Below are 18,758 nucleotides of genomic sequence, written 5' to 3'. Positions count from 1 at the left end.
GGGAAAGTCCCGAAGGGGACAGGCTGAAGGAGGCTGAGATGGCGGGGAAAACGATGAGAGCGCTCCTCTGCGCGGGGGCGGCGCTGCTCGGGCTCGCCGCGGGCGGCGCCCGGGCGGCAGAAAAGGTGACGCTCCAGCTCAAATGGGTGCCGCAGGCACAGTTTGCCGGCTACTACGTCGCGCAGGCCAAGGGCTACTACAAGGAGGCCGGGCTCGACGTCACGATCAAGCCGGGCGGGCCCGACGTGGCCCCGCCCCAGGTCATCGCCGGCGGCGGCGCCGACGTCGTCGTCGACTGGATGCCCTCGGCGCTGGCTTCGCGCGAGAAGGGCGTGCCCCTCGTCAACATCGCGCAGCCCTTCAAGAAGTCGGGCCTGATGCTGACCTGCCGCGCCGACACCGGCATCAAGTCGCCGGCCGACCTGAAGGGCCGGACGCTCGGCGTCTGGTATTCCGGCAATGAGTACCCGTTCCTGGCCTGGATGGCCAAGCTCGGCCTCAAGACCGACGGCTCGCCCGGCGGCGTGACGGTGCTGAAGCAGGGCTTCAATGTCGACCCGTTGATCCAGCGCCAAGCCGACTGCGTCTCGACCATGAGCTACAACGAGTACTGGCAGGTGATTGATGCCGGCTTCAAGCCGGAGCAGCTCGTCGTCTTCCGCTACGAGGATCAGGGCGTCGCCGCGCTCGAGGACGGACTCTACGCCCTGGAAGCGAAGCTGAAGGACAAGGCCTTCGTCGCCCGGCTGGCGAAGTTCGTGGCCGCCTCCGAGAAGGGGTGGGCCTATGCCGCCGCGCATCCGGACGAGGCGGCCGAGATCGTGCTGGAGAACGATGCCAGCGGCGCCCAGACCGAGACGCACCAGAAGCGGATGATGCGCGAGATCGCCAAGCTGCTCGACACGTCCGGCGGACGGCTCGATCCCGCCGATTACGACCGCACGGTCGCGATCCTGCTCGCCGGCGGCACCGACCAGCCGGTCATCACCCGCAAGCCCGAGGGGGCCTGGACGCATGCGGTGACGGCGGCCGAGGGGCAGTAGGCTCGGACGGAAAGCCGTTCGCGCCTCCCCTCTCCCCGCAAGCGAGGAGAGGGGACAGCCGCGGATCCAGAAATGACCATCCGGAAACCGTGTAAGCTCCGGCGCCTGCCGTTGGATAGGAACTTGCGAGCCGGCCTCCGATGGATCTCGACACGATCACCGCCGTCCTGAGACCGGCGCGCCTCGACGACCTGCCCGCCTGGCGCGAGGGCGATGCCTGGCTCGCGGGCGGGACTTGGCTGTTCTCCGAGCCGCAGCCGGCGCTCGCCCGGCTGATCGACCTGTCCGCCCTCGGCTGGAAGGCGGCCGAGATCTCCGAGGCGGGCCTTCGCCTGTCGGCGACCGGCACCATCGCCGAACTCGACCGGCTCGCCCTGCCGCGGGACTGGATCGCGGCACCGCTCGTCGGGCAATGCTGCCGGGCGCTGCTCGGCTCGTTCAAGATCTGGAACCGGGCGAGCGTCGGCGGCAACCTCTGCACCGCCCTGCCCGCCGGGCCGATGATCGCGCTGACCGCGGCCCTCGACGGCACCTGCCTGCTGCGCCGGCCCGATGGCGGCGAGCGGCGCCTGCCCGTCACGGCGTTCGTCCTCGGGCCGCAGCGCACGGCGCTCGCCCCCGGCGAGATCCTGCGCTGCATCGATCTCCCGGCCTCCGCGCTGCGGCGGCGCACCGCCTTCCGCCGCATCGCCCTCTCCCCCGAGGGCCGCTCCGGGGCCCTGGTGATCGGGACGCTCGACCGGGCGGGTGCCTTCGCGCTGACCGTGACGGCGTCGACCCCGCGCCCGGTCCAGCTCCGCTTCGACGCCGCTCCGACGAGGGACGCCCTGCGAAGCGCGATCGCGGCGGCGATCTCCGAGGACAGCTGGTACGACGACGTCCACGGCGCGCCGGACTGGCGCCGGCACGTCACCGGGCTGCTCGCCGAGGAGATCCGGGAGGAACTCGCCCGATGAGGCTCACCGTCAACGGGCAGGTTCAGGAGGCCGCCCCGCGCCCCGGCCAGTGCCTGCGCACGCTGCTGCGGGATCTCGGCTGGTTCGGGGTCAAGAAGGGGTGCGATGCCGGCGATTGCGGCGCCTGCACCGTCCATCTCGACGGCGAGCCGGTCCATTCCTGCCTCCTGCCCGCCTTCCTCGCGGAGGGGCGCGGCATCACCACGATCGAGGGACTCGCCGGCCCCTGTGCGCCGGGCGACGGGCTGCCCGAGCACCTCCACCCGATGCAGGACGCGTTCTGCGACGCGCAGGGCTTCCAGTGCGGCTACTGCACGCCGGGCATGATCATGACGGCGGCCGCCCTCGACCAGGGCCAGCGCCAGGATCTCGGCACGGCGCTCAAGGGCAACCTCTGCCGCTGCACCGGCTACCGGGCGATCCGCGACGCCGTGGCCGGGATCGCCCATGCCGACCTGTCCGCGAGGGCGGAGGGCGGCCCGGTCGGCCGCAGCCTGCCGGCCCCGGCGAGCCGCGACGTCGTCGCCGGCCGGGCCGCCTACACCTTCGACACCGCCGTGCCGGGGCTGCTGCACCTGAAGGTGCTGCGCGCACCCCACGCCCATGCCCGTGTCCGGCGCATCGACCGGGCCGCGGCGCTGGCCGTGCCGGGTGTGGTCGCGGTGCTCACGCACGAGGACGCCCCGCGCCGCCGCTTCTCGACCGGGCGGCACGAGAATCCTCTCGATGACGCCGCCGACACCGCTGTGCTCGATTCCGTGATCCGCTTCCACGGCCAGCGGGTCGCGGCGGTGGCCGCCGAGAGCGCGGCGGCGGCGGCGGCGGGCGTGCGGGCGCTGCGGGTGGAGTACGAGGTGCGGCCCGCGGTGTTCGATCCGGAGGCGGCCCTGCGCCCGGACGCGCCCCTCGTCCATGATCCCGCCGACCGCGATCCGCCGCGGCCCGGCGAGGACGCGCCGCCGCTCCTCGCGCACCCGAACCTCGCGGCCGAGGCGCACGGGACGATCGGCGATGTCGAGGCAGGCTTCCGAGAGGCGGACCGGATCCACGAGGCGGAGTACGTCTCACAGCGGGTGCAGCACGTGCATCTGGAGACGCACGGGGCGCTGGGCTGGCTCGACGCGGAGGGACGGCTGACCCTGCGCTCCTCGACCCAGGTGCCCTTCCTGACCCGCGATGCCCTGTGCCGCCTGTTCGATCTCGACCGGGACCGGGTGCGCGTGCTCTGCGGCCGGGTCGGCGGCGGCTTCGGCGGAAAGCAGGAGATGCTGACCGAGGATCTCGTGGCGCTCGCCGTGCTGCGGACCGGCCGCCCGGTCTCCTACGAGATGAGCCGCGAGGAGAATTTCTCCGCGGCGACGACGCGCCATCCGATGCGGGTGCGGGTGAAGATCGGCGCGCGGGCCGACGGGCGCCTCACCGCCCTCGCGCTGAGAGTGCTCTCGAACACCGGCGCCTACGGCAACCATGCCGGCGGCGTGCTGCACCACGGCTGCAACGAGAGCATCGCCGCCTATGCCTGCCCGAACAAGCGGGTGGAGGGCTATTCCGTCTACACCCACACCCTGCCGGCCGGGGCCTTTCGCGGCTACGGCCTGAGCCAGACCATCTTCGCCGTCGAGTCGGCGCTCGACGAGCTGGCCCGCGATCTCGGGATCGACCCGTTCGCGATGCGCCGGCTCAACGCGGTGCGGCCGGGCGACCCGATGGTCTCGACGAGCCTGGAGCCGCACGACGTGATCTACGGCTCCTACGGGCTCGACCAGTGCCTCGACCTCGCCCAGGCCGCCCTGGCGGACGGCGGCGGCGAGGCCCCGCCGGGGCCGGACTGGCGCGTCGGCGAGGGCATGGCGATGGCCATGATCGACACGATCCCGCCCCGCGGCCACGTCGCCCATGCCCGCATCCGCCTCGAACCGGACGGGACCTACGCCCTCGCGGTCGGCACCGCCGAGTTCGGCAACGGCACCAGCACCGTGCACGGGCAGATCGCCGCCGAGGTGCTCGGCACCGCGCCCGAGCGGATCCGCCTGATCCAGGCCGACACCGACGCCGTCCGGCACGATACCGGCGCCTACGGCAGCACGGGCACTGTGGTCGCCGGACAGGCGAATTTCCGCGCGGCCTCGGCCCTCGCGGACAGTCTCCGCGCGGCCGCCGCCGAGCGGGCCGGTGCCGCCCCCGCCGAATGCCGCCTGACCCGGGACGGCGTCGAGACCCCCACCGGCCTCGTCGCCCTGACCACCCTCGCGCAAGGGGCCGCCTTCGAGGCCGCGGGCGAGGCCGACGGGACGCCGCGCTCGGTCGCCTTCAACGTCCAGGCCTTCCGCGTGGCCGTGCATCCGCGGACCGGCGAGATCCGCATCCTCAGGAGCGTCCAGGCGGCGGATGCCGGCCGGGTCATCAACCCGATGCAGTGCCGCGGGCAGATCGAGGGCGGGGTGGCGCAGGCGCTCGGCGCGGCCCTCTACGAGGATTACCGCTTCGACGAAGTGGGCGCCGTCGTCACGCGGACCTTGCGCAACTACCACATCCCGGCGATGGCCGACGTGCCGGTGACCGAGGTCCTGTTCGCCGACACCCACGACACGGTCGGGCCGCTGGGGGCGAAATCGATGAGCGAGGCGCCCTACAACCCCGTCGCCGCCGCCCTGGCCAACGCGATCCGCGACGCCACCGGCGTGCGGCTGACCGCGACGCCGTTCGCCCCCGACCGGATTTTCCGGCGCGTCATGGCCGCGACGGAGACGGCGGAGGCATGACGGCGGCTCCAGTCCGGATGCGGGCGATCCGCGGACAGGCGGCGAGCCTGACCGGCAACCCCTTCCTGTCCGAGGGCTGCCTCCAGCACGTGGCCGACGCCCTGATCCTGATCGAGGACGGGCACATCACCGCCTTCGGCGACTTTTCGGAGCTGTCGGACCGGATTCCGGCGGGCGTCCCGGTCACGACCTACGAGAACGCCCTGATCCTGCCCGGCCTGATCGACACCCACGTCCACTATCCGCAGCTGCAGATGATCGCCTCCTACGGCGAGCAACTGCTGGCCTGGCTCGAGAAGTATACCTTCCCCGCGGAGCTGCAGTTCGCCGATCAGGCCCATGCCGAGCGGGTGGCGAGGCTGTTCTTCCGCGAGATCCTGGGCGCGGGCACCACCACGGCGGTGGTCTACTGCACGGTCCATCCCGGCTCGGTCGAGGCGTTCTTCGCCGAATCCGCCCGCTTCAACACCCGGATGATCGCCGGCAAGGTCCTGATGGACCGCAACGCCCCGGCCGGTCTCCTCGATACGGCGCAGCGCGGCTACGACGAGAGCCGGGCCCTGATCGAACGCTGGCACGGGCGCGGGCGCCAGCATTACTGCGTCACCCCGCGCTTCGCCCCCTCCTGCACGCAAGGACAGCTCGATGCCGCGGGCGCCCTGATGCGGGAGCACGACGACCTCTTCCTCCAGACCCATCTGTGCGAGAACACCGACGAGATCGCCTGGGTGCGTGAACTGTTCCCCGACCGGGCGAGCTATCTCGACGTCTACGTGCAGTCCGGCCTCGTCGGCCCGCGCACGGTGCTCGGCCACGCGATCCACCTGTCGGAGGAGGATTTCTGCACCTGCCACGCCAGCGGCGCGGCGATCGCCCATTGCCCGACCTCGAACGGCTTCCTCGGCAGCGGCCTGTTCCGGCTGTTCGACGCCCTCGATCCGCGCCGGCCGGTGCGGGTCGGGCTCGGCACCGATGTCGGCGCCGGCACGACCCTGTCGCTGCTGAAGACGCTGGGCGAATCCTACAAGGTCGCGGCTTTGCGCGGGACCAAGCTCGACGCGGTCCGGGCGTTCTGGCTCGCGACGCTGGGCGGCGCCGAGGCGCTGCGGCTGGAGGATCGGATCGGGCGGATCGCGCCGAGGCACGACGCGGATCTCTGCGTCCTCGACCTCGCGGCGACGCCGCTCCTGGGCTTCCGCACCGGCACCTGCTCCAGCATCGAGGAGTTGCTGTTCGTGCTGATGACGCTCGGCGATCACCGCACGGTGCGCGCGACCTGGGTCGCGGGCGAGCCGGTCTACGACAACCGGCGCGCGGGCGACCCGCTGGTCTATCCGGGAGCGGATGGGGCGGTCGATTCGGGCGGATGAGCCCGCCCGTCAGGCTGCCCGCATCGCCGCCTCGCGCTCCGCCTGCTCGACGAAGCGGCGGATCAGCCAGCGTCCGGCCGGTCCCGGGGGATGGTCGGTGCGGTAGATCATCGTGAGCGGCAGCCGGCGGCGCCGGAACTCGGGCAGGTTCAGCTCGACGAGGCGGCCGGCGGCGATGTCCGCTTCGACCATGTGCGCGGGCATGCTGCCCCAGCCAATCCCGGCGAGCAGCAGGGTGTGCTTGGTGCTCAGATCCGACAGCCGCCACGTGCGGCTGGCGACCACGCCGAATTCCTGGTCCTGCGACAGCGGCGAGCGGTCGGTGATGACGAGCTGGACATGCTCGCGCGCCGCCCCCGGCACCAGGCCGTCCGCCCCGGCAAGGGGATGGTTCGGTGCGGCCACGGGCAGCATCTCGACCTCGCCGACGGCGATCAGTTCGAGCGGGTCGCTGTCGCGGGTCCACAATTCCACGGTGATCCCGAGATCGGCCCGGCCATCGGTGACGAATTGCTGGGCCGCCCCGAGCGCCTCGACGTTGAGGCGCAGGGACACGGTCGGGAAGGCCGCCTGGAACGCGGTGAGGGCGTCGACGAGTCGGGCGCCAGGCATCAGCACGCTCGACACGAAGCCGAGTTCGGCTTCGAGGCCGCCGAGCAGGCCGCTCACCTTGGCCCGCAGGGTATCGATGCCGTGGGCGACGGTGCGGGCCTCCGCCAGCACGGCCCGGCCGCCCTCGGTGAGCTGGGGCCGGCGCGTCGCCTCGCGGTCGAACAGGGGCAGGCCGAGCTGAAGCTCCAGATTGGCGATCGTGTAGCTGATGACCGAGGTCGCGCGGTTCAGCCGGCGCCCGGCCGCGGCGAAGCTGCCGGTCTCGACCACGGTGAGGAACACCCGGAGTTGGTCGAGTGTCGGCGTCCCCGGTCCCTGCATGCGCTCTGCCCCCGAACCCGGCGTCCCGCCGCCGCGGCGAAAGCTCCGACAAGCAAGCGCGACGCCGCGGCCGGAAACGGCCGAAGCCGGCCCCCTCGCGAGGGCCGGCTTCGGGATGCGTGCGGATTTCGGGATCGCCGGTGCCGGGGCCTCGCGGAGACCGGGCGGCGGTCAGCGCGCGTGATGGGGCCGCCGCACCGAGCCGGTGGTCAGGTCGGCATCCGCCGGCAGGGTGCCGAGGCGGGTGTCGCGAACGGTGGAGCGCTGCACGGCGCCGGCATCGTTGAGGCCGCCCGGGGCGGTGACCGTGGGGATGCCGGCCGGCGCATTGTAGCTCTGGGCCGAGGCCGGGCCGGTCACGCCGGCGGCGAGGGAGAGGGCGAGGACGGAAGCGGTGAGGATGCGGGTCATGGGATACTCCATCGGTGGGGCGGTGACGGCCGGTTCGTCGTCATCTGATGGAGCGAAGATGGACCTGCCTGAGCGTTCCGAAAACTGGAATAAGATCGAACGAACTGTTCGATGAAATCGAAAAGCTTGAGATGAGCCCCCCATGGAAACGGTGTCCGGGCGGATTGAGATGGGCATGGTGGCCCATGAAAAAGGGCCGGCTGCGTCGCTGCGCGGCCGGCCCTTCGAAGCGTCGGGACGAAGGTCGTCGGACCCTCGGGATGCGTCAGCGCCCGTGAACGGTGCGCGCGCCCCGGGCGGTCGAGCCGGTGGTGTAGACGCCATCGACGGAAACGGTGCCGTGGCGGCCGTCACGATCGAGATAGCGCTCGACGTTGCCCGGACCGGCGATGCCGACGAGGCCGCCCGGGGCGGTGACGGCGGGAATGCCGGCCGGCGCGTTGTAGCTCTGGGCCGAGGCGGCGGTGGTGAGGGCGAGGCCGAGGATCGCGCCTGCGGCGATGCGTGCGATCATGTCGTCAATCTCCGAGACTTGCTTCGGCGCCGCGATCAGATCCAGCGACGCCGCATGTCCCACAAACTGAGCATCAATGCCCTGTAAAACAACACGAATTGCTCGGGACCTGTGCACATAGATACGGCACAGCCGAGGCGAGGGATCGGGGTCTTTCGAGCCAGAAACCAGAAAACATCAGTCTTCACTGAGCGTTAGTGCGTATTTGCAGAATTTTTCGACAGAGTGGGCGTTCTGGCACGACTCTTTCGCGGTGAGTGCCGTTCCGCACCCATCCCGCCGTCCCGCGCCCGCCTACCAGGGCGCGGCCTCGCCGGTCAGGCTCTCGTAGGGCGGCAGCGGCGCCGTGATGGGCCGGCCCGCGACCACGACGATTCGACCGGCATGCGGCCGCGCGACGACCTCGTTGAGGCTGCGGGCGGGCAGGAGGATGAGGTCGGCGGGCCCGCCCTCGCGGAGGGTGCCGGCATGGGGAAGCCCCATCATCGCCCCGGGCACCGGCCCGGCGAGCGCGGGCGCCCCGGCCAGCGGATGATCGAGGTGGAGGATGCGCACCGCCGCACGGACCGTGTCGAGCATGTCGTGGTCGCCGTAGGCGTAGAACGCATCGCGGCAATTGTCGCCCGCGACCATCACGGGCACGCCGGCCGCCATCAGTTCCTGGACCGGGGCGACGCCGCGCCAGCGCGGGGTGCGCCCCCGCCGCCGGTCCTGCAGGTACATGTTGACGGTCGGCAGCGTCACGACGCGGATCCCCGCCTGCGCGACCCGCGCGATCGTGGCCGAAGCCTGCGCCTCCGGCTGCAATGCGAGGCTGCAGCAATGCCCGCAGGTGACGCGGCCCTCGTAGCCGTGGCGCAGGGTGGCGCGGGCGACGGCATCGAGGGAGGTCGCCGCGGGATCGCCGGTCTCGTCGACATGGAGATCCACGTCGAGACCGCGCTCCCGGGCGAGGCCGAACAGGCGGTCGAGCAGGGCGTCGATCTCGGCCAGCGCCCCGCCGTGCAGGCCGCCGGTCGGCCGGGTCACGCCGCCGATCAGACCATCGGAATCCGCGATCAGGTCGGCGAGACGGCGCCCGTAATCGGTGGCGTAGGCATCGATCGGGGTCAGGCCCACGGCCTGGAGCGCGATCCGCCCGGCCCAGGCCGCCCGCATCTCCCGGAACACCGCCCAGCTCGTCACGGCCTGGTCGCGCGGCGCACCCTCCTCGCCGCCGCTCTCCTGGCTGTCGAGATGGGTGCGGATCGCGCCCGTGCCGTGGGCGAAGGCGCAGGCGAGGCCGAAGTCCATGCGGCGGCGCAGATCCTCCGCGTCCCAGTAACGGGTGCGGTCCGCCGTCGTGGCGTCGCGGGCGCCGGGGAAATCGCCGTCCGGATTGGGCGTGCGGGCGACGGTATGGCCTTTGTCGAGATGGGTGTGCGCGTCGACGAGGCGCGGCCAGACCTGCCGTCCGGCCAGATCGGCGGCCGGCAGGGCCTCGGGCGATCCGCCCGCCGGTATGAGACCGGCGAAGGCGCCGTCCGCGACCACGATGTCGATGAGCGCGCAGCCGTCCGCGTCGAGGATCGCGCCGGCCGGTACGCCGCCCGTCAGGAAGGCGGCGGGCACGCGCGCGTTGCGCAGGCGATAGGCGCGGGCCTCGGGCAGGAACGACGGCTCGGACATGGTTCAACCCTTCGAGGGAGATCGGAGCAAAGTCCGGTCGGCGGGGCGGCAGGCAGGGGAGTGTCGTGGAATCCGGACCGGGGCGTCAGTCCGGAACGCTCTGGCGCTCGAACTCGGCCTGGATCCGGGCCGCGAGGAGGTGGGCGGGCCCGTCGAGCGCGGAGCGGGCGCGCTGCATCAGCGAGGCCCGCTGGATGATCGCGCTGGCATCCGAGATCGGCGTGAAGGCCAGCACGCCGCGGCGGATCTCCTCTCCGACATCCGAGAGGTTGACGAAGGTGATGTGCGGGGCCGTCTGGGCGAGGCGCTTCATCAGCTCGATCGAGTTCGTCTCGACCACCGGCGTGAAGCTCGTGCCCTCGGGCACGAGGAGTTCGAGCACGTCGCGCAGGGTCATCGAGCGGTCGGCGACGACGAGGGGATAGGCGAGGCAATCGGCCATGCGCACCTGGTAGCGGCCGTTGAGGGGATGGTCGGGCGCCATCACCGCCCCGAGCCGGTGTTCGAACTCGGCGATGCAGCGCATGCGCGGATCGGGCGGGAGCCGGTAGGCCAGGGCGAGGTCGGCCTCGCCCGCGAGCAGGGCGGCGGCGATCTGATCGACCGGCAGGACCAGAACCTTGACGACGATGCGGGGATGGGTCTCGCGAAAGGTGCGGATCACCCCCGGCAGCACCCCGGCGGCGATGCTCGCCATGGTCGCCACCGTCACCTCGCCGCGGGTCAGCCCCTTGAGCGAGGCGACCTGCGCCAGCATGCGCTCGTGGCCGTTCAGCGTGTCGCGCACGTGCCGCACCAGCACCTCGCCCGCCGCGGTGAGGCGCAGGCCGCGCGGCAGCCGCTCGAACAGCGGCGTTCCCATCTCCTCCTCGAGCGAGAGGATCTGACGGTTGACGGCGCTCGAGGCGACGTTGAGGCGCGTGGCCGCCCGGCGGATCGAGCCGCTGCGGGCCACCTCGTCGAGGTATCCCAGCAGGCGATGATGCAGCATGGGGGTGCGGCCTCCGCCCGCGTGCCGTCGCGCTCCCTCGGCGCAACGCGTCGGCGGTGTTCTGCAGGGAGCTTGCCAACTCGCCTTGTCCGATCGCGCGCGGACCACCTCCGGGCAGGCCGGGACGCGTCGGCGCCGAACGCTTCACCAAGCGCACAGCCATGCGGCAGCGTGCGAATTCTGCGAGCGCTGCGCGCGGAAAACGATGCTTTTCCTGCAGCACTGCTTCCGCTTCCCTGGTGTCGGGCAGTCCGGACAGGTCCGACGCGGCACAGCATCTGCGTCGAGGAAACCGTCCCGGACAACGCGGCGGGGGACCATCACCGATGCGGTCGTTCAGGTTCGAGGCCGGGGCCTCCACCCTTCTGGCGATCACCCTGGCGCTGGCGATGGCCGGGCCGGCGCGGGCGGCGGACAAGATCGTCTTCCTGACGAGCTGGTACGCCCAGGCCGAGCACGGCGGCTTCTACCAGGCCAAGGCCACCGGCCTCTACGAGAAGGCCGGCCTCGACGTCGAGATCCGCATGGGCGGGCCCCAGGTCAACGGCCTGCAGCTCCTGCTCGCGGGCGAGGCCGACGCGATCATGGGCTACGACATCCAGGTGCTTCAGGCGGTCGAGAAGGGCCTGCCCGCGGTCACCGTGGCGGCGTCGTTCCAGTACGACCTGCAGGGGATGATGACCCACGACGACGTGACCTCGCTGGCAGGCGTCAAGGACAAAACGATCCTCGTCTCCTCGGCCGGCATGACCGCGTGGTGGCCCTGGCTGAAGAAGAAATACGCGCTCTCGGACGGTCAGGTGAGGGCCTACACCTTCAACCTGCAGCCCTTCTTCGCCGACAAGACCGTCGTGCAGCAGGCCTATCCCTCCTCGGAGCCGTTCCAGGCGCAGGAGAAGGGCGTTCCGGTCAACTTCTTCCTTTTCGCCAAGGACGGCTACCCGCCCTACGGCACCACGATCGTGACGACCCGAAAGCTCGCCGAGAGCAAGCCCGACGCGATGCGCCGGTTCGTGGCCGCCTCCATGGAGGGCTGGAAGAACTACATGGAAAATCCGGGTCCCGCCAACGTCCTGATCAAGGCGGCCAACCCGAAGATGAGCGACAGCCAGATCGCCTTCGGTATCGAGCGGATGAAGGCGCTCAAGGTGCTCGGCGGCGAGGAGAACGTCGCCATCGGGACCATGACGGAGGCGCGCTGGAAGGCGTCCTACGACTACCTCGTGGAGGCCGGGCTGCTCAAAGCCTCCACGGACTGGAAGCGGGCCTTCACCCTCGACTTCATGCCCGTCCTTTCGGCAAAGGCCGAGTGAGCCGCATGATGGCGGCTCTCGCACACACGGCCTATCCGCGGGCGGCGCAGGCCGAGGCGGCCTCCCCGGCACCGGAACGGGTGATGACCACGCGGCCCGCCGCTAACGCGGCGCCGGCCATCGAGATCCTCTCGGCCGAGAAGGTGTTCGCGGACGGCACCCGCGGGCTCGCCCCCGTCGACCTGACGGTGCGCGAGGGTGAGTTCCTGTCGCTGATCGGGCCGTCCGGTTGCGGCAAGAGCACCCTGCTCTCCCTCGTGGCCAACCTCAACGAACCCAGCGACGGGCGCCTGCTGTGGTGGCGCGGCGGCTTCGACGGTGTCGGTGCGGAGGGCCGGCGCATGTCGGTGGTGTTTCAGGACGCCACGCTGATGCCGTGGCTGCGCATCGCGAGCAACGTGCGCCTTCCCCTCGATCTGGCCGGCGTGAGGAGGGCCGAGTCCGCCCCCCGGGTCCAGGCCGCGCTCGAAGGGGTCGGGCTCGGCGAGAAGGGCCGGAGCTATCCGCGCCAGCTCTCCGGCGGCATGCGCATGCGCGCGGCCATCGCCCGCGGCCTCGTCACCGAGCCGAACCTCCTGCTGATGGACGAGCCGTTCGGCGCGCTCGACGAGTTCACCCGCAACAAGCTCGACGCCGACCTCGTGGATCTGTGGTGGCGGCGCTCGCTCACCGTGCTGTTCGTCACCCACTCGATCTACGAGGCGGTGTTCCTCTCCACCCGCATCGTCGTGATGGCGGCGCGTCCGGGGCGCATCTTCGCCGAACTGACGATCGACGAGCCGCATCCCCGCGGCGACGCGTTCCGGCGCTCTCCGTGCTTCGCCGAATATTGTCAGCGCCTTTCGGCGCTGCTGACCGAGGCGTCGCTCGCGAGCGATCCCGCCACCACGGAGGCCGGGGCATGAAGCGGCCGCTGATCCGGGACCCCTGGGTCCAGGCGGCGCTGCCGCCGCTCCTCGTCGGGATCGTCGTGCTGAGCCTGTGGGAGGCCGCCTGCCGCGGCTTCGCCATTCCTGAATACCTGTTTCCGGCGCCTTCCGTGATCGCCGCCTCGCTCGTCCAGAACGGGCCCGACCTGCTGCGGGCGCTGTGGAGCACGATGCGGGTGACGCTGATCGCCTTTGCGCTCTCGACCGTGCTCGGCACGCTCGTCGCCTTCCTGTTCGTGCAGAGCCGCTTCATCGAGCGCGGCTTCTTCCCCTACGCGGTGATGCTGCAGGTGACGCCCGTGGTGGCGGTGGCCCCGCTCATCATCATCCTCGTGCGCGACACGCAGGTCGCACTCGTCATCTGCGCCACCATCATCGCAATCTTCCCCATGATCTCGAACACCACGGTGGGCCTGCGCAGCGTCGATCCGGGGCTCGCCAACCTGATGCGGGTCTACCGCGCGAGCCGGATGCAGACGCTCCTGCGCCTGCGCATCCCGAGCGCGCTGGGCTACTTCTTCGCGGGCCTGCGCATCTCCTCGGGGCTGGCCCTGATCGGCGCAGTGGTGGCGGAGTTCGTCGCCGGCACTGGGGGACGCAGCGCGGGGCTGGCCTACGAGATCCTCCAGGCCGGCTTCCAGCTCGACATCCCGCGGATGTTCGCCGCCCTCTCGCTGATCACCGCCGCCGGCATCCTGCTGTTCCTCGCCATGAGCGGCCTGAGCCGCCTCGCGCTCGGCTCCTGGGGCGATCCGGAGCGCGTCTGACCCACCCCCGCATCCCTTGAAACCATGCCGGAGGGCTTCACGCCGGGCATCACCACGGAGAGTTTCCATGCTGACGACCCGACAGAAGCTGTGGCGCCACTACTGGTACGCGACGCTGCGCCTGTCCGACCTTGCCGATGGTCCCAAGCCCTTCACCCTGATGGGCGAGCGGATTGTGCTGTTCCTCGACGGCGCGGGCGAGCCCGCGGCGATGATGGACCGCTGCTGCCACCGCACCGCTCAGCTCTCCAAGGGCTGGTGCGAGGATGGCCTGATCGTGTGCGGCTATCACGGCTGGGCCTATGACCGGCACGGCGCCCTCGCCCGCATCCCGCAATTCAGCCCGGAGCAGGTCGTGCCGCGGCTCGCGGTGAAGAGCTACCACTGCACCGCGAGGTACGGCTACGCCTGGGTCTGCCTGGAGGAGCCCTACGCGCCGATCCCCGAGATTCCCGAGGACACGATGCCCGGCTACCGGCGCATCCAGCAGTTCCACGACGTGTGGAAGACCTCGCCCCTGCGGCTGATGGAAAATTCCTTCGACAACGCGCACTTCGCCTTCGTGCACCAGAACACGTTCGGGCAGATCAGCCAGCCGATCCCGGAAAAGTACGAGATCACCGAGACCGATTACGGGTTCGAGGCGGAGACGATCATTACCATCGCCAACCCGCCGATGGCCCACCGCATCACCGGCACCACCGAGGCGACGACCCGGCGCCACATGCGCAACAAGTGGTTCATGCCGTTCTGCCGCCGGCTCGACATCGAATATCCGTCGGGGCTGCGGCACATCATCTTCAACTCGGCGACCCCGATCGACGACGGCACGATCCGCCTCGCGCAGATCCTCTACCGCAACGACCGTGAGGAGGATTGCTCGACGGAGGCGCTGATCGCCTGGGACGCGGTGATCGTCGAGGAGGACCGCGACATCCTCGAATCGACCGACCCGGACGCGACCGTCGACATGAGCCGCAAGGTCGAGAGCCACATGCCCTCCGACCGCCCCGGCATGATCATGCGCCGCCGCCTGCTGGCCGCCCTGCACGCGCACGGCGAGGAGGAGGTCTCGGAGGCGGTGCCGGCGGTCTCGGTGCCGGTGGCGCCGACGCTGATGCCGCACGAGAGGGTCGCGTGATGGTCCGGCTCGCCGCCCTCCTCGTGGCGCTGGCTGCCCTCGCGGCCTCCCCGGCGCTCGCCCTCGACAAGGTTTCCTTCGGCCTCAACTGGGTGCCGGAGGCCGAGCATTGCGGGTTCTTCCAGGCCAAGGCCACGGGCCTCTACGAGCAGGCTGGGCTCGACGTCGAGCTGAGGCCCGGCAATCCCAACGTCAACATGCCGCTCCTCGTCGCCTCGGGCGAGCTCGACATGGGCATGGGGTCGAGCTTCACAACGCTCAACCTCGTCGCCAAGGGTATCAAGGCGCGCACCGTGGCGGCCTTCTTCCAGAAGGACCCGCAGACGCTGGTCGCCCATGCCGGCCAGGGTGTCGCCCGGCTGGAGGACCTGAAGGGCCGGCCGATCATGGTCGGCGGCTTCTCGCGCAACGAGTTCTGGCAGTTCTTGAGGGCGCGCTACGGCTTCACCGACGACCAGCTCAGGCCGTTCGCCTATTCCGCGGCTCCCTTCCTCGCCGACAGCCAAGCGGTGCAGCAGGGCTACATCACCGAGGACGCGGCCCTGCTCGGCAAGGCCCTGCCCGAGCCGCCGGTCTCGATCCTGCTCGCCGATTACGGCTACGACAACTACGCCACCTCGATCTTCGCCACCGACGCCTTCATCGCCGCCAAGCCGAAGGTCGTCCGGGCCTTCGTCGAGGCGAGCCGGAAGGGCTGGGAGGCCTGCATGGCCGGCGGTTACGAGCCGGCGATAAGGGCGGTGCTCGCCCTGGTGCCGACCGGCGGCGAAGAACTGTTCCGCTTCAAGATGGATCAGATGAAGCGGCGCGGCCTCGTCGATGGCGGCGATGCGGCCCGGCTCGGCCTCGGTGCCATGACGGAGGCGCGCTGGCGCTCGTTCTTCGAGGTCATGACCCAGGCCGGCCTCTACCCGGCCTCGCTCGACGTGCGCCAGGCCTACACCCTCGACTTCCTCGCCCAACCCTGACGGAGCGCATCCATGCGGCAGGCGGATCTCCCGATCGTCGACATCGCGCCCTTCATCCACGGCGACGCCGCCGCGCGGGCGGGTGTCGGGCGCGCCTTCGGCCACGCCTTCGAGACGACGGGCTTCGCGGTCGTCGTCGGCCACGGCATCCCCGAGCGTCTGGCCAACGACGTCTACGACGTGATGAAGCGCTACTTCGCGCAGCCCTTCGCGGTGAAGAGCCGCGACGCCGCGCCGGAGAAGACCAAGGGCCGGGGCTACCTGCCGGTCGGCATCGAGAGCGTGGCGCGGACCCTCCAAGGCGAGACGCCGCCCGACCTGTGCGAGGCGCTGGTCTTCAGCGCGCCCCACCGCGCGGCCCAATCGGCGCGGCCGAACATCTGGCCCGCCGAGCCGCCGGAGCTGCGCGGCCTCGTCGAGGCGTGGCGCGATGCGATCCTGCGGCTCACCGGGCAGCTCACGGAGCTATCAGCGCTCGCCCTCGACCTGCCGCAGGACTACTTCGCGCCCTGGTTCGCCGATCCGGCGCTGACCTTGCGCTTCGTCCACTATCCCGATCAGGCCGAGCCGCCGATGCCGGGGCAGCTCCGCTACGGCGCGCACCACGATTACGGCGGCCTGACGATCCTGCGTCAGGACGCGGCGCCGGGTGGCCTCGAGGTCGCCGACCGCGACGGCAACTGGTTCGAGGCCGGTGTCGTGCCCGATTCCTTCGTCATCAATGTCGGCGATCTCCTGGCCCGCTGGACCAACGAGCGCTGGCGCTCGACCCTGCACCGAGTCTCGAACCCCGACCGCGGGCTGACCGGCTCGTCCGCGCGGCTGTCCATGGTCGCCTTCACCGCGCCGAACGAACTCTCCGAGGTCGCCTGCCTGCCGAGCTGCTGCGATGCGGCCAACCCGCCGCGCTACGAACCGGTCAAGGCGGGCGAGTACATCCTGTCGAAGCTGCGCGCTTCGATGGACCTGACGGCGCGGGCCTGAGATGGTAGGCCGCCCCTCCCCCGACGCGCTGGCCTCCCTCAAGGCGGATCTCTCCAGCCGCGTCGCCCTGATCGAGGAGCCGGCACGGGTGCGCAAGCGCTCGCGCGACTTCTTCTGGTACTCCCCCGTCCTCGACGCCGCGCTGAAGGGCCTGTCCGGCGACCTCGTTGCCGAGGCCGCGAGCGAGGCCGAGGTGATTGCCGTCGCCTCGGCCTGCGCGCGGCACGGGGTGCCGCTCACCGTGCGCGGCGGCGGCACCGGCAATTACGGCCAAGCGGTGCCGCTGCACGGCGGCGTGGTGCTCGACGTGTCCGGCCTCGACCGGGTCGAGTGGCAGCGCGACGGCGCGGTGCGCACCGGCCCCGGCCTGCGCATGAACCGCCTCGATACGCTCCTCGCCGAGGGTGGCGAGGAGATCCGGATGCATCCCTCGACCAAGCGCACGGCGAGCATCGGCGGCTTCGTCGCTGGCGGCTCGGGCGGGATCGGCTCGGTGAATTACGGACAGCTGCGCGAGCGCGGCAATATCCGCGCCGCCCGGGTGGTGACTCTGGAGCCGGAGCCGCGGGTGCTGGAACTCACCGGTGACGCGGTCAACGGCGTGGCCCACGCCTACGGCACCACCGGCATCGTCACGGCGCTGGAGATGCCGCTGGCTCCCGTCCATCCCTGGATCGATGTCATCGTCGCCTTCGACGATTTCCTGACGGCGGCCGAGGTCGGGCTGGCGGTCGGCCGCGATCCGGCGATCACCAAGAAGCTCGTCACGCCGATCGCCTGGCCGCTGCCGCAATGGTTCACCGCGTTGCGCGGGTCTTGTCCGCCGGGGCAGGCGATCCTGATCGCGATGGTGGCGGAGGCGAGCCTGCCGGCCTTCCGGGCACGGGTGGCGCGGGAGGGCGGCACCATCACCCTGGAGACGCCGCTCGACGATTCGCCCGGCCACACGCCGCTCTACGAGTACAGCTGGAACCACACCACGCTGCAGGTGCTCAAGACCGACCGGAGCTGGACCTACCTCCAGAGCCTCCACCCCGCCGACGGGCTGATGCAGAGCGTCGCCGAGATGGCGGCTCTGTTTCCCGACGAGATCGTGCCGCATCTCGAACTCATCGAGTTCGCCGGCCGGCTCACCTATGCCGGCATTCCGCTGTTGAAGTTCACCGACGCGGACCGGCTGAACCACATCATCGAGGCCCACGAGGCGCGCGGCGTCTCGATCGCCAACCCCCACGTCTACACCCTGGAGGACGGCACCCGGCACAAACGGGCGGAGACCGATCAGCTCGGCTTCAAGCGGCTCACCGACCCGATGGGCCTGATGAACCCGGGCAAGATGCGGACCTTCACCCCCGCCGCCGCAACCCGAGCGGCGTGTTTCACGTGAAACGCATTCTTTACCTTTACTGCCACCCGCTGCCGGAGAGCTTTCACGGAGCGATCCGCACGGCCGCCCTCGACGGCCTGACTCGGGCCGGGCACACGGTCGACCTGCTCGACCTCTACGCCGAGGGCTTCGACCCGGTCCTCACAGCGGAGGGGCGGCGCCACTATCACGACGTCACGGTGAACCAGCGCGGGCTCGAGGATTACGTCGCCCGGCTGCGCGCGGCGCAGGTGCTGGTGGTGCAGTTCCCGACTTGGTGCTTCGGCCCACCCGCCATGCTCAAGGGCTTCATCGACCGGCTGATGATGCCGGGCGTCGCCTTCGACCTCTCGGACCCGCGGCACGTCCGCCCGACCCTCGACACGCTGGAGCGGATCGTCGGCGTCGTCACCTACGGCCGTCCGCGCTGGATGGCGCTGGCGATGCAGGATCCGCCCCGGCGGATGGTGACGCGCTACCTCCGCTGGTTCGCCGCGCGCCGGGCCCGCGCCGAGTACCTCGCGCTCTACCACCTGAACGTCGCCTCGGAGGCACGCCGCCGCGCCTTCATCGAGCGGGTTCGCGGGCGGATGGAGCGGCTCTGAGGCCGTCGATCCCCGCATCCCGAGAACAACGCCACGA

General features: G+C 70.9%; 17 protein-coding genes. 12 read left to right on the top strand and 5 right to left on the bottom strand.

Going from position 1 to position 18,758, the window contains the following annotated elements:
- Positions 1-53: 53 nt before the first annotated feature.
- The 4 genes from HNR01_RS10235 to guaD all read left to right on the top strand — a co-directional run bounded on the left by HNR01_RS10235 (position 54) and on the right by guaD (position 6,131).
- Positions 54-1,043: an ABC transporter substrate-binding protein gene (locus HNR01_RS10235; RefSeq protein WP_246417463.1), complete on the top strand. Its 990-nt coding sequence runs from the start codon at positions 54-56 to the stop codon at positions 1,041-1,043.
- Between the two features lie 140 nt (positions 1,044-1,183).
- On the top strand, positions 1,184-1,999 hold the full coding sequence (locus HNR01_RS10230; protein ID WP_183667646.1) for an FAD binding domain-containing protein: 816 nt from the start codon (positions 1,184-1,186) through the stop codon (positions 1,997-1,999).
- Positions 1,996-4,761 carry a molybdopterin-dependent oxidoreductase gene (locus HNR01_RS10225; RefSeq protein WP_183667645.1) on the top strand — a complete coding sequence of 922 codons (2,766 nt, stop codon included), beginning with the start codon at positions 1,996-1,998 and terminating at the stop codon, positions 4,759-4,761. The genes HNR01_RS10230 and HNR01_RS10225 overlap by 4 nt, the downstream gene beginning before the upstream one ends.
- Positions 4,758-6,131, top strand: a complete 1,374-nt coding sequence (gene guaD, locus HNR01_RS10220; RefSeq protein ID WP_183667644.1) for a guanine deaminase — start codon at positions 4,758-4,760, stop codon at positions 6,129-6,131. The genes HNR01_RS10225 and guaD overlap by 4 nt, the downstream gene beginning before the upstream one ends.
- Positions 6,132-6,140: 9 nt before the next feature.
- Here the strand turns inward: guaD and HNR01_RS10215 are convergent, their stop codons facing one another.
- The 5 genes from HNR01_RS10215 to HNR01_RS10195 all read right to left on the bottom strand — a co-directional run bounded on the left by HNR01_RS10215 (position 6,141) and on the right by HNR01_RS10195 (position 10,648).
- Entirely contained in the window at positions 6,141-7,064 is a 924-nt protein-coding gene (locus tag HNR01_RS10215; RefSeq protein WP_153873979.1) for a LysR family transcriptional regulator, read from the bottom strand.
- A 171-nt stretch (positions 7,065-7,235) separates the two neighbouring features.
- A complete protein-coding gene (locus tag HNR01_RS10210) occupies positions 7,236-7,475 on the bottom strand; it encodes a hypothetical protein (protein WP_153873980.1) in 240 nt (79 codons plus the stop codon).
- A gap of 265 nt (positions 7,476-7,740) precedes the next feature.
- On the bottom strand, positions 7,741-7,989 hold the full coding sequence (locus tag HNR01_RS10205) for a hypothetical protein (protein ID WP_026105603.1): 249 nt from the start codon (positions 7,987-7,989) through the stop codon (positions 7,741-7,743).
- Between the two features lie 294 nt (positions 7,990-8,283).
- The gene (locus tag HNR01_RS10200; RefSeq protein WP_183667643.1) at positions 8,284-9,657 is read right to left on the bottom strand and encodes a cytosine deaminase; all 1,374 of its coding nucleotides are present in this window, start codon (positions 9,655-9,657) and stop codon (positions 8,284-8,286) included.
- 85 nt (positions 9,658-9,742) lie between these two features.
- A complete protein-coding gene (locus tag HNR01_RS10195) occupies positions 9,743-10,648 on the bottom strand; it encodes a LysR family transcriptional regulator (RefSeq protein ID WP_017484999.1) in 906 nt (301 codons plus the stop codon).
- A 326-nt stretch (positions 10,649-10,974) separates the two neighbouring features.
- On the opposite strand from HNR01_RS10195, the gene HNR01_RS10190 reads away from it, so the two are divergent.
- From HNR01_RS10190 to HNR01_RS10155, 8 genes are all read left to right on the top strand, one after another.
- Positions 10,975-11,961 (top strand): ABC transporter substrate-binding protein, encoded by a 987-nt coding sequence (locus HNR01_RS10190; RefSeq protein WP_183667642.1) that lies wholly within the window; start codon positions 10,975-10,977, stop codon positions 11,959-11,961.
- A 5-nt stretch (positions 11,962-11,966) separates the two neighbouring features.
- On the top strand, positions 11,967-12,866 hold the full coding sequence (locus HNR01_RS10185; protein ID WP_183667641.1) for an ABC transporter ATP-binding protein: 900 nt from the start codon (positions 11,967-11,969) through the stop codon (positions 12,864-12,866).
- Positions 12,863-13,657, top strand: a complete 795-nt coding sequence (locus tag HNR01_RS10180; protein WP_183667640.1) for an ABC transporter permease — start codon at positions 12,863-12,865, stop codon at positions 13,655-13,657. Before HNR01_RS10185 ends, HNR01_RS10180 begins: the two co-directional genes overlap by 4 nt.
- Before the next feature lie 67 nt (positions 13,658-13,724).
- Positions 13,725-14,798, top strand: coding sequence for an aromatic ring-hydroxylating dioxygenase subunit alpha (locus HNR01_RS10175; RefSeq protein ID WP_183667639.1), 1,074 nt, complete (start codon positions 13,725-13,727; stop codon positions 14,796-14,798).
- Positions 14,798-15,766: an ABC transporter substrate-binding protein gene (locus HNR01_RS10170; protein ID WP_183667782.1), complete on the top strand. Its 969-nt coding sequence runs from the start codon at positions 14,798-14,800 to the stop codon at positions 15,764-15,766. Before HNR01_RS10175 ends, HNR01_RS10170 begins: the two co-directional genes overlap by 1 nt.
- Before the next feature lie 12 nt (positions 15,767-15,778).
- Positions 15,779-16,750 (top strand): isopenicillin N synthase family dioxygenase, encoded by a 972-nt coding sequence (locus tag HNR01_RS10165; RefSeq protein WP_183667638.1) that lies wholly within the window; start codon positions 15,779-15,781, stop codon positions 16,748-16,750.
- A 1-nt stretch (position 16,751) separates the two neighbouring features.
- Positions 16,752-18,137 (top strand): FAD-binding oxidoreductase, encoded by a 1,386-nt coding sequence (locus HNR01_RS10160; protein ID WP_183667637.1) that lies wholly within the window; start codon positions 16,752-16,754, stop codon positions 18,135-18,137.
- The gene (locus HNR01_RS10155) at positions 18,134-18,721 is read left to right on the top strand and encodes an NAD(P)H-dependent oxidoreductase (RefSeq protein WP_183667636.1); all 588 of its coding nucleotides are present in this window, start codon (positions 18,134-18,136) and stop codon (positions 18,719-18,721) included. Before HNR01_RS10160 ends, HNR01_RS10155 begins: the two co-directional genes overlap by 4 nt.
- Positions 18,722-18,758: the final 37 nt, after the last annotated feature.

The sequence above is a fragment of the Methylorubrum rhodesianum genome (assembly GCF_014199985.1).
GTDB lineage: Bacteria > Pseudomonadota > Alphaproteobacteria > Rhizobiales > Beijerinckiaceae > Methylobacterium > Methylobacterium rhodesianum.
Note: the sequence above shows the minus strand (reverse complement) of the source record. Positions and strands in the feature narration are given on the sequence as shown.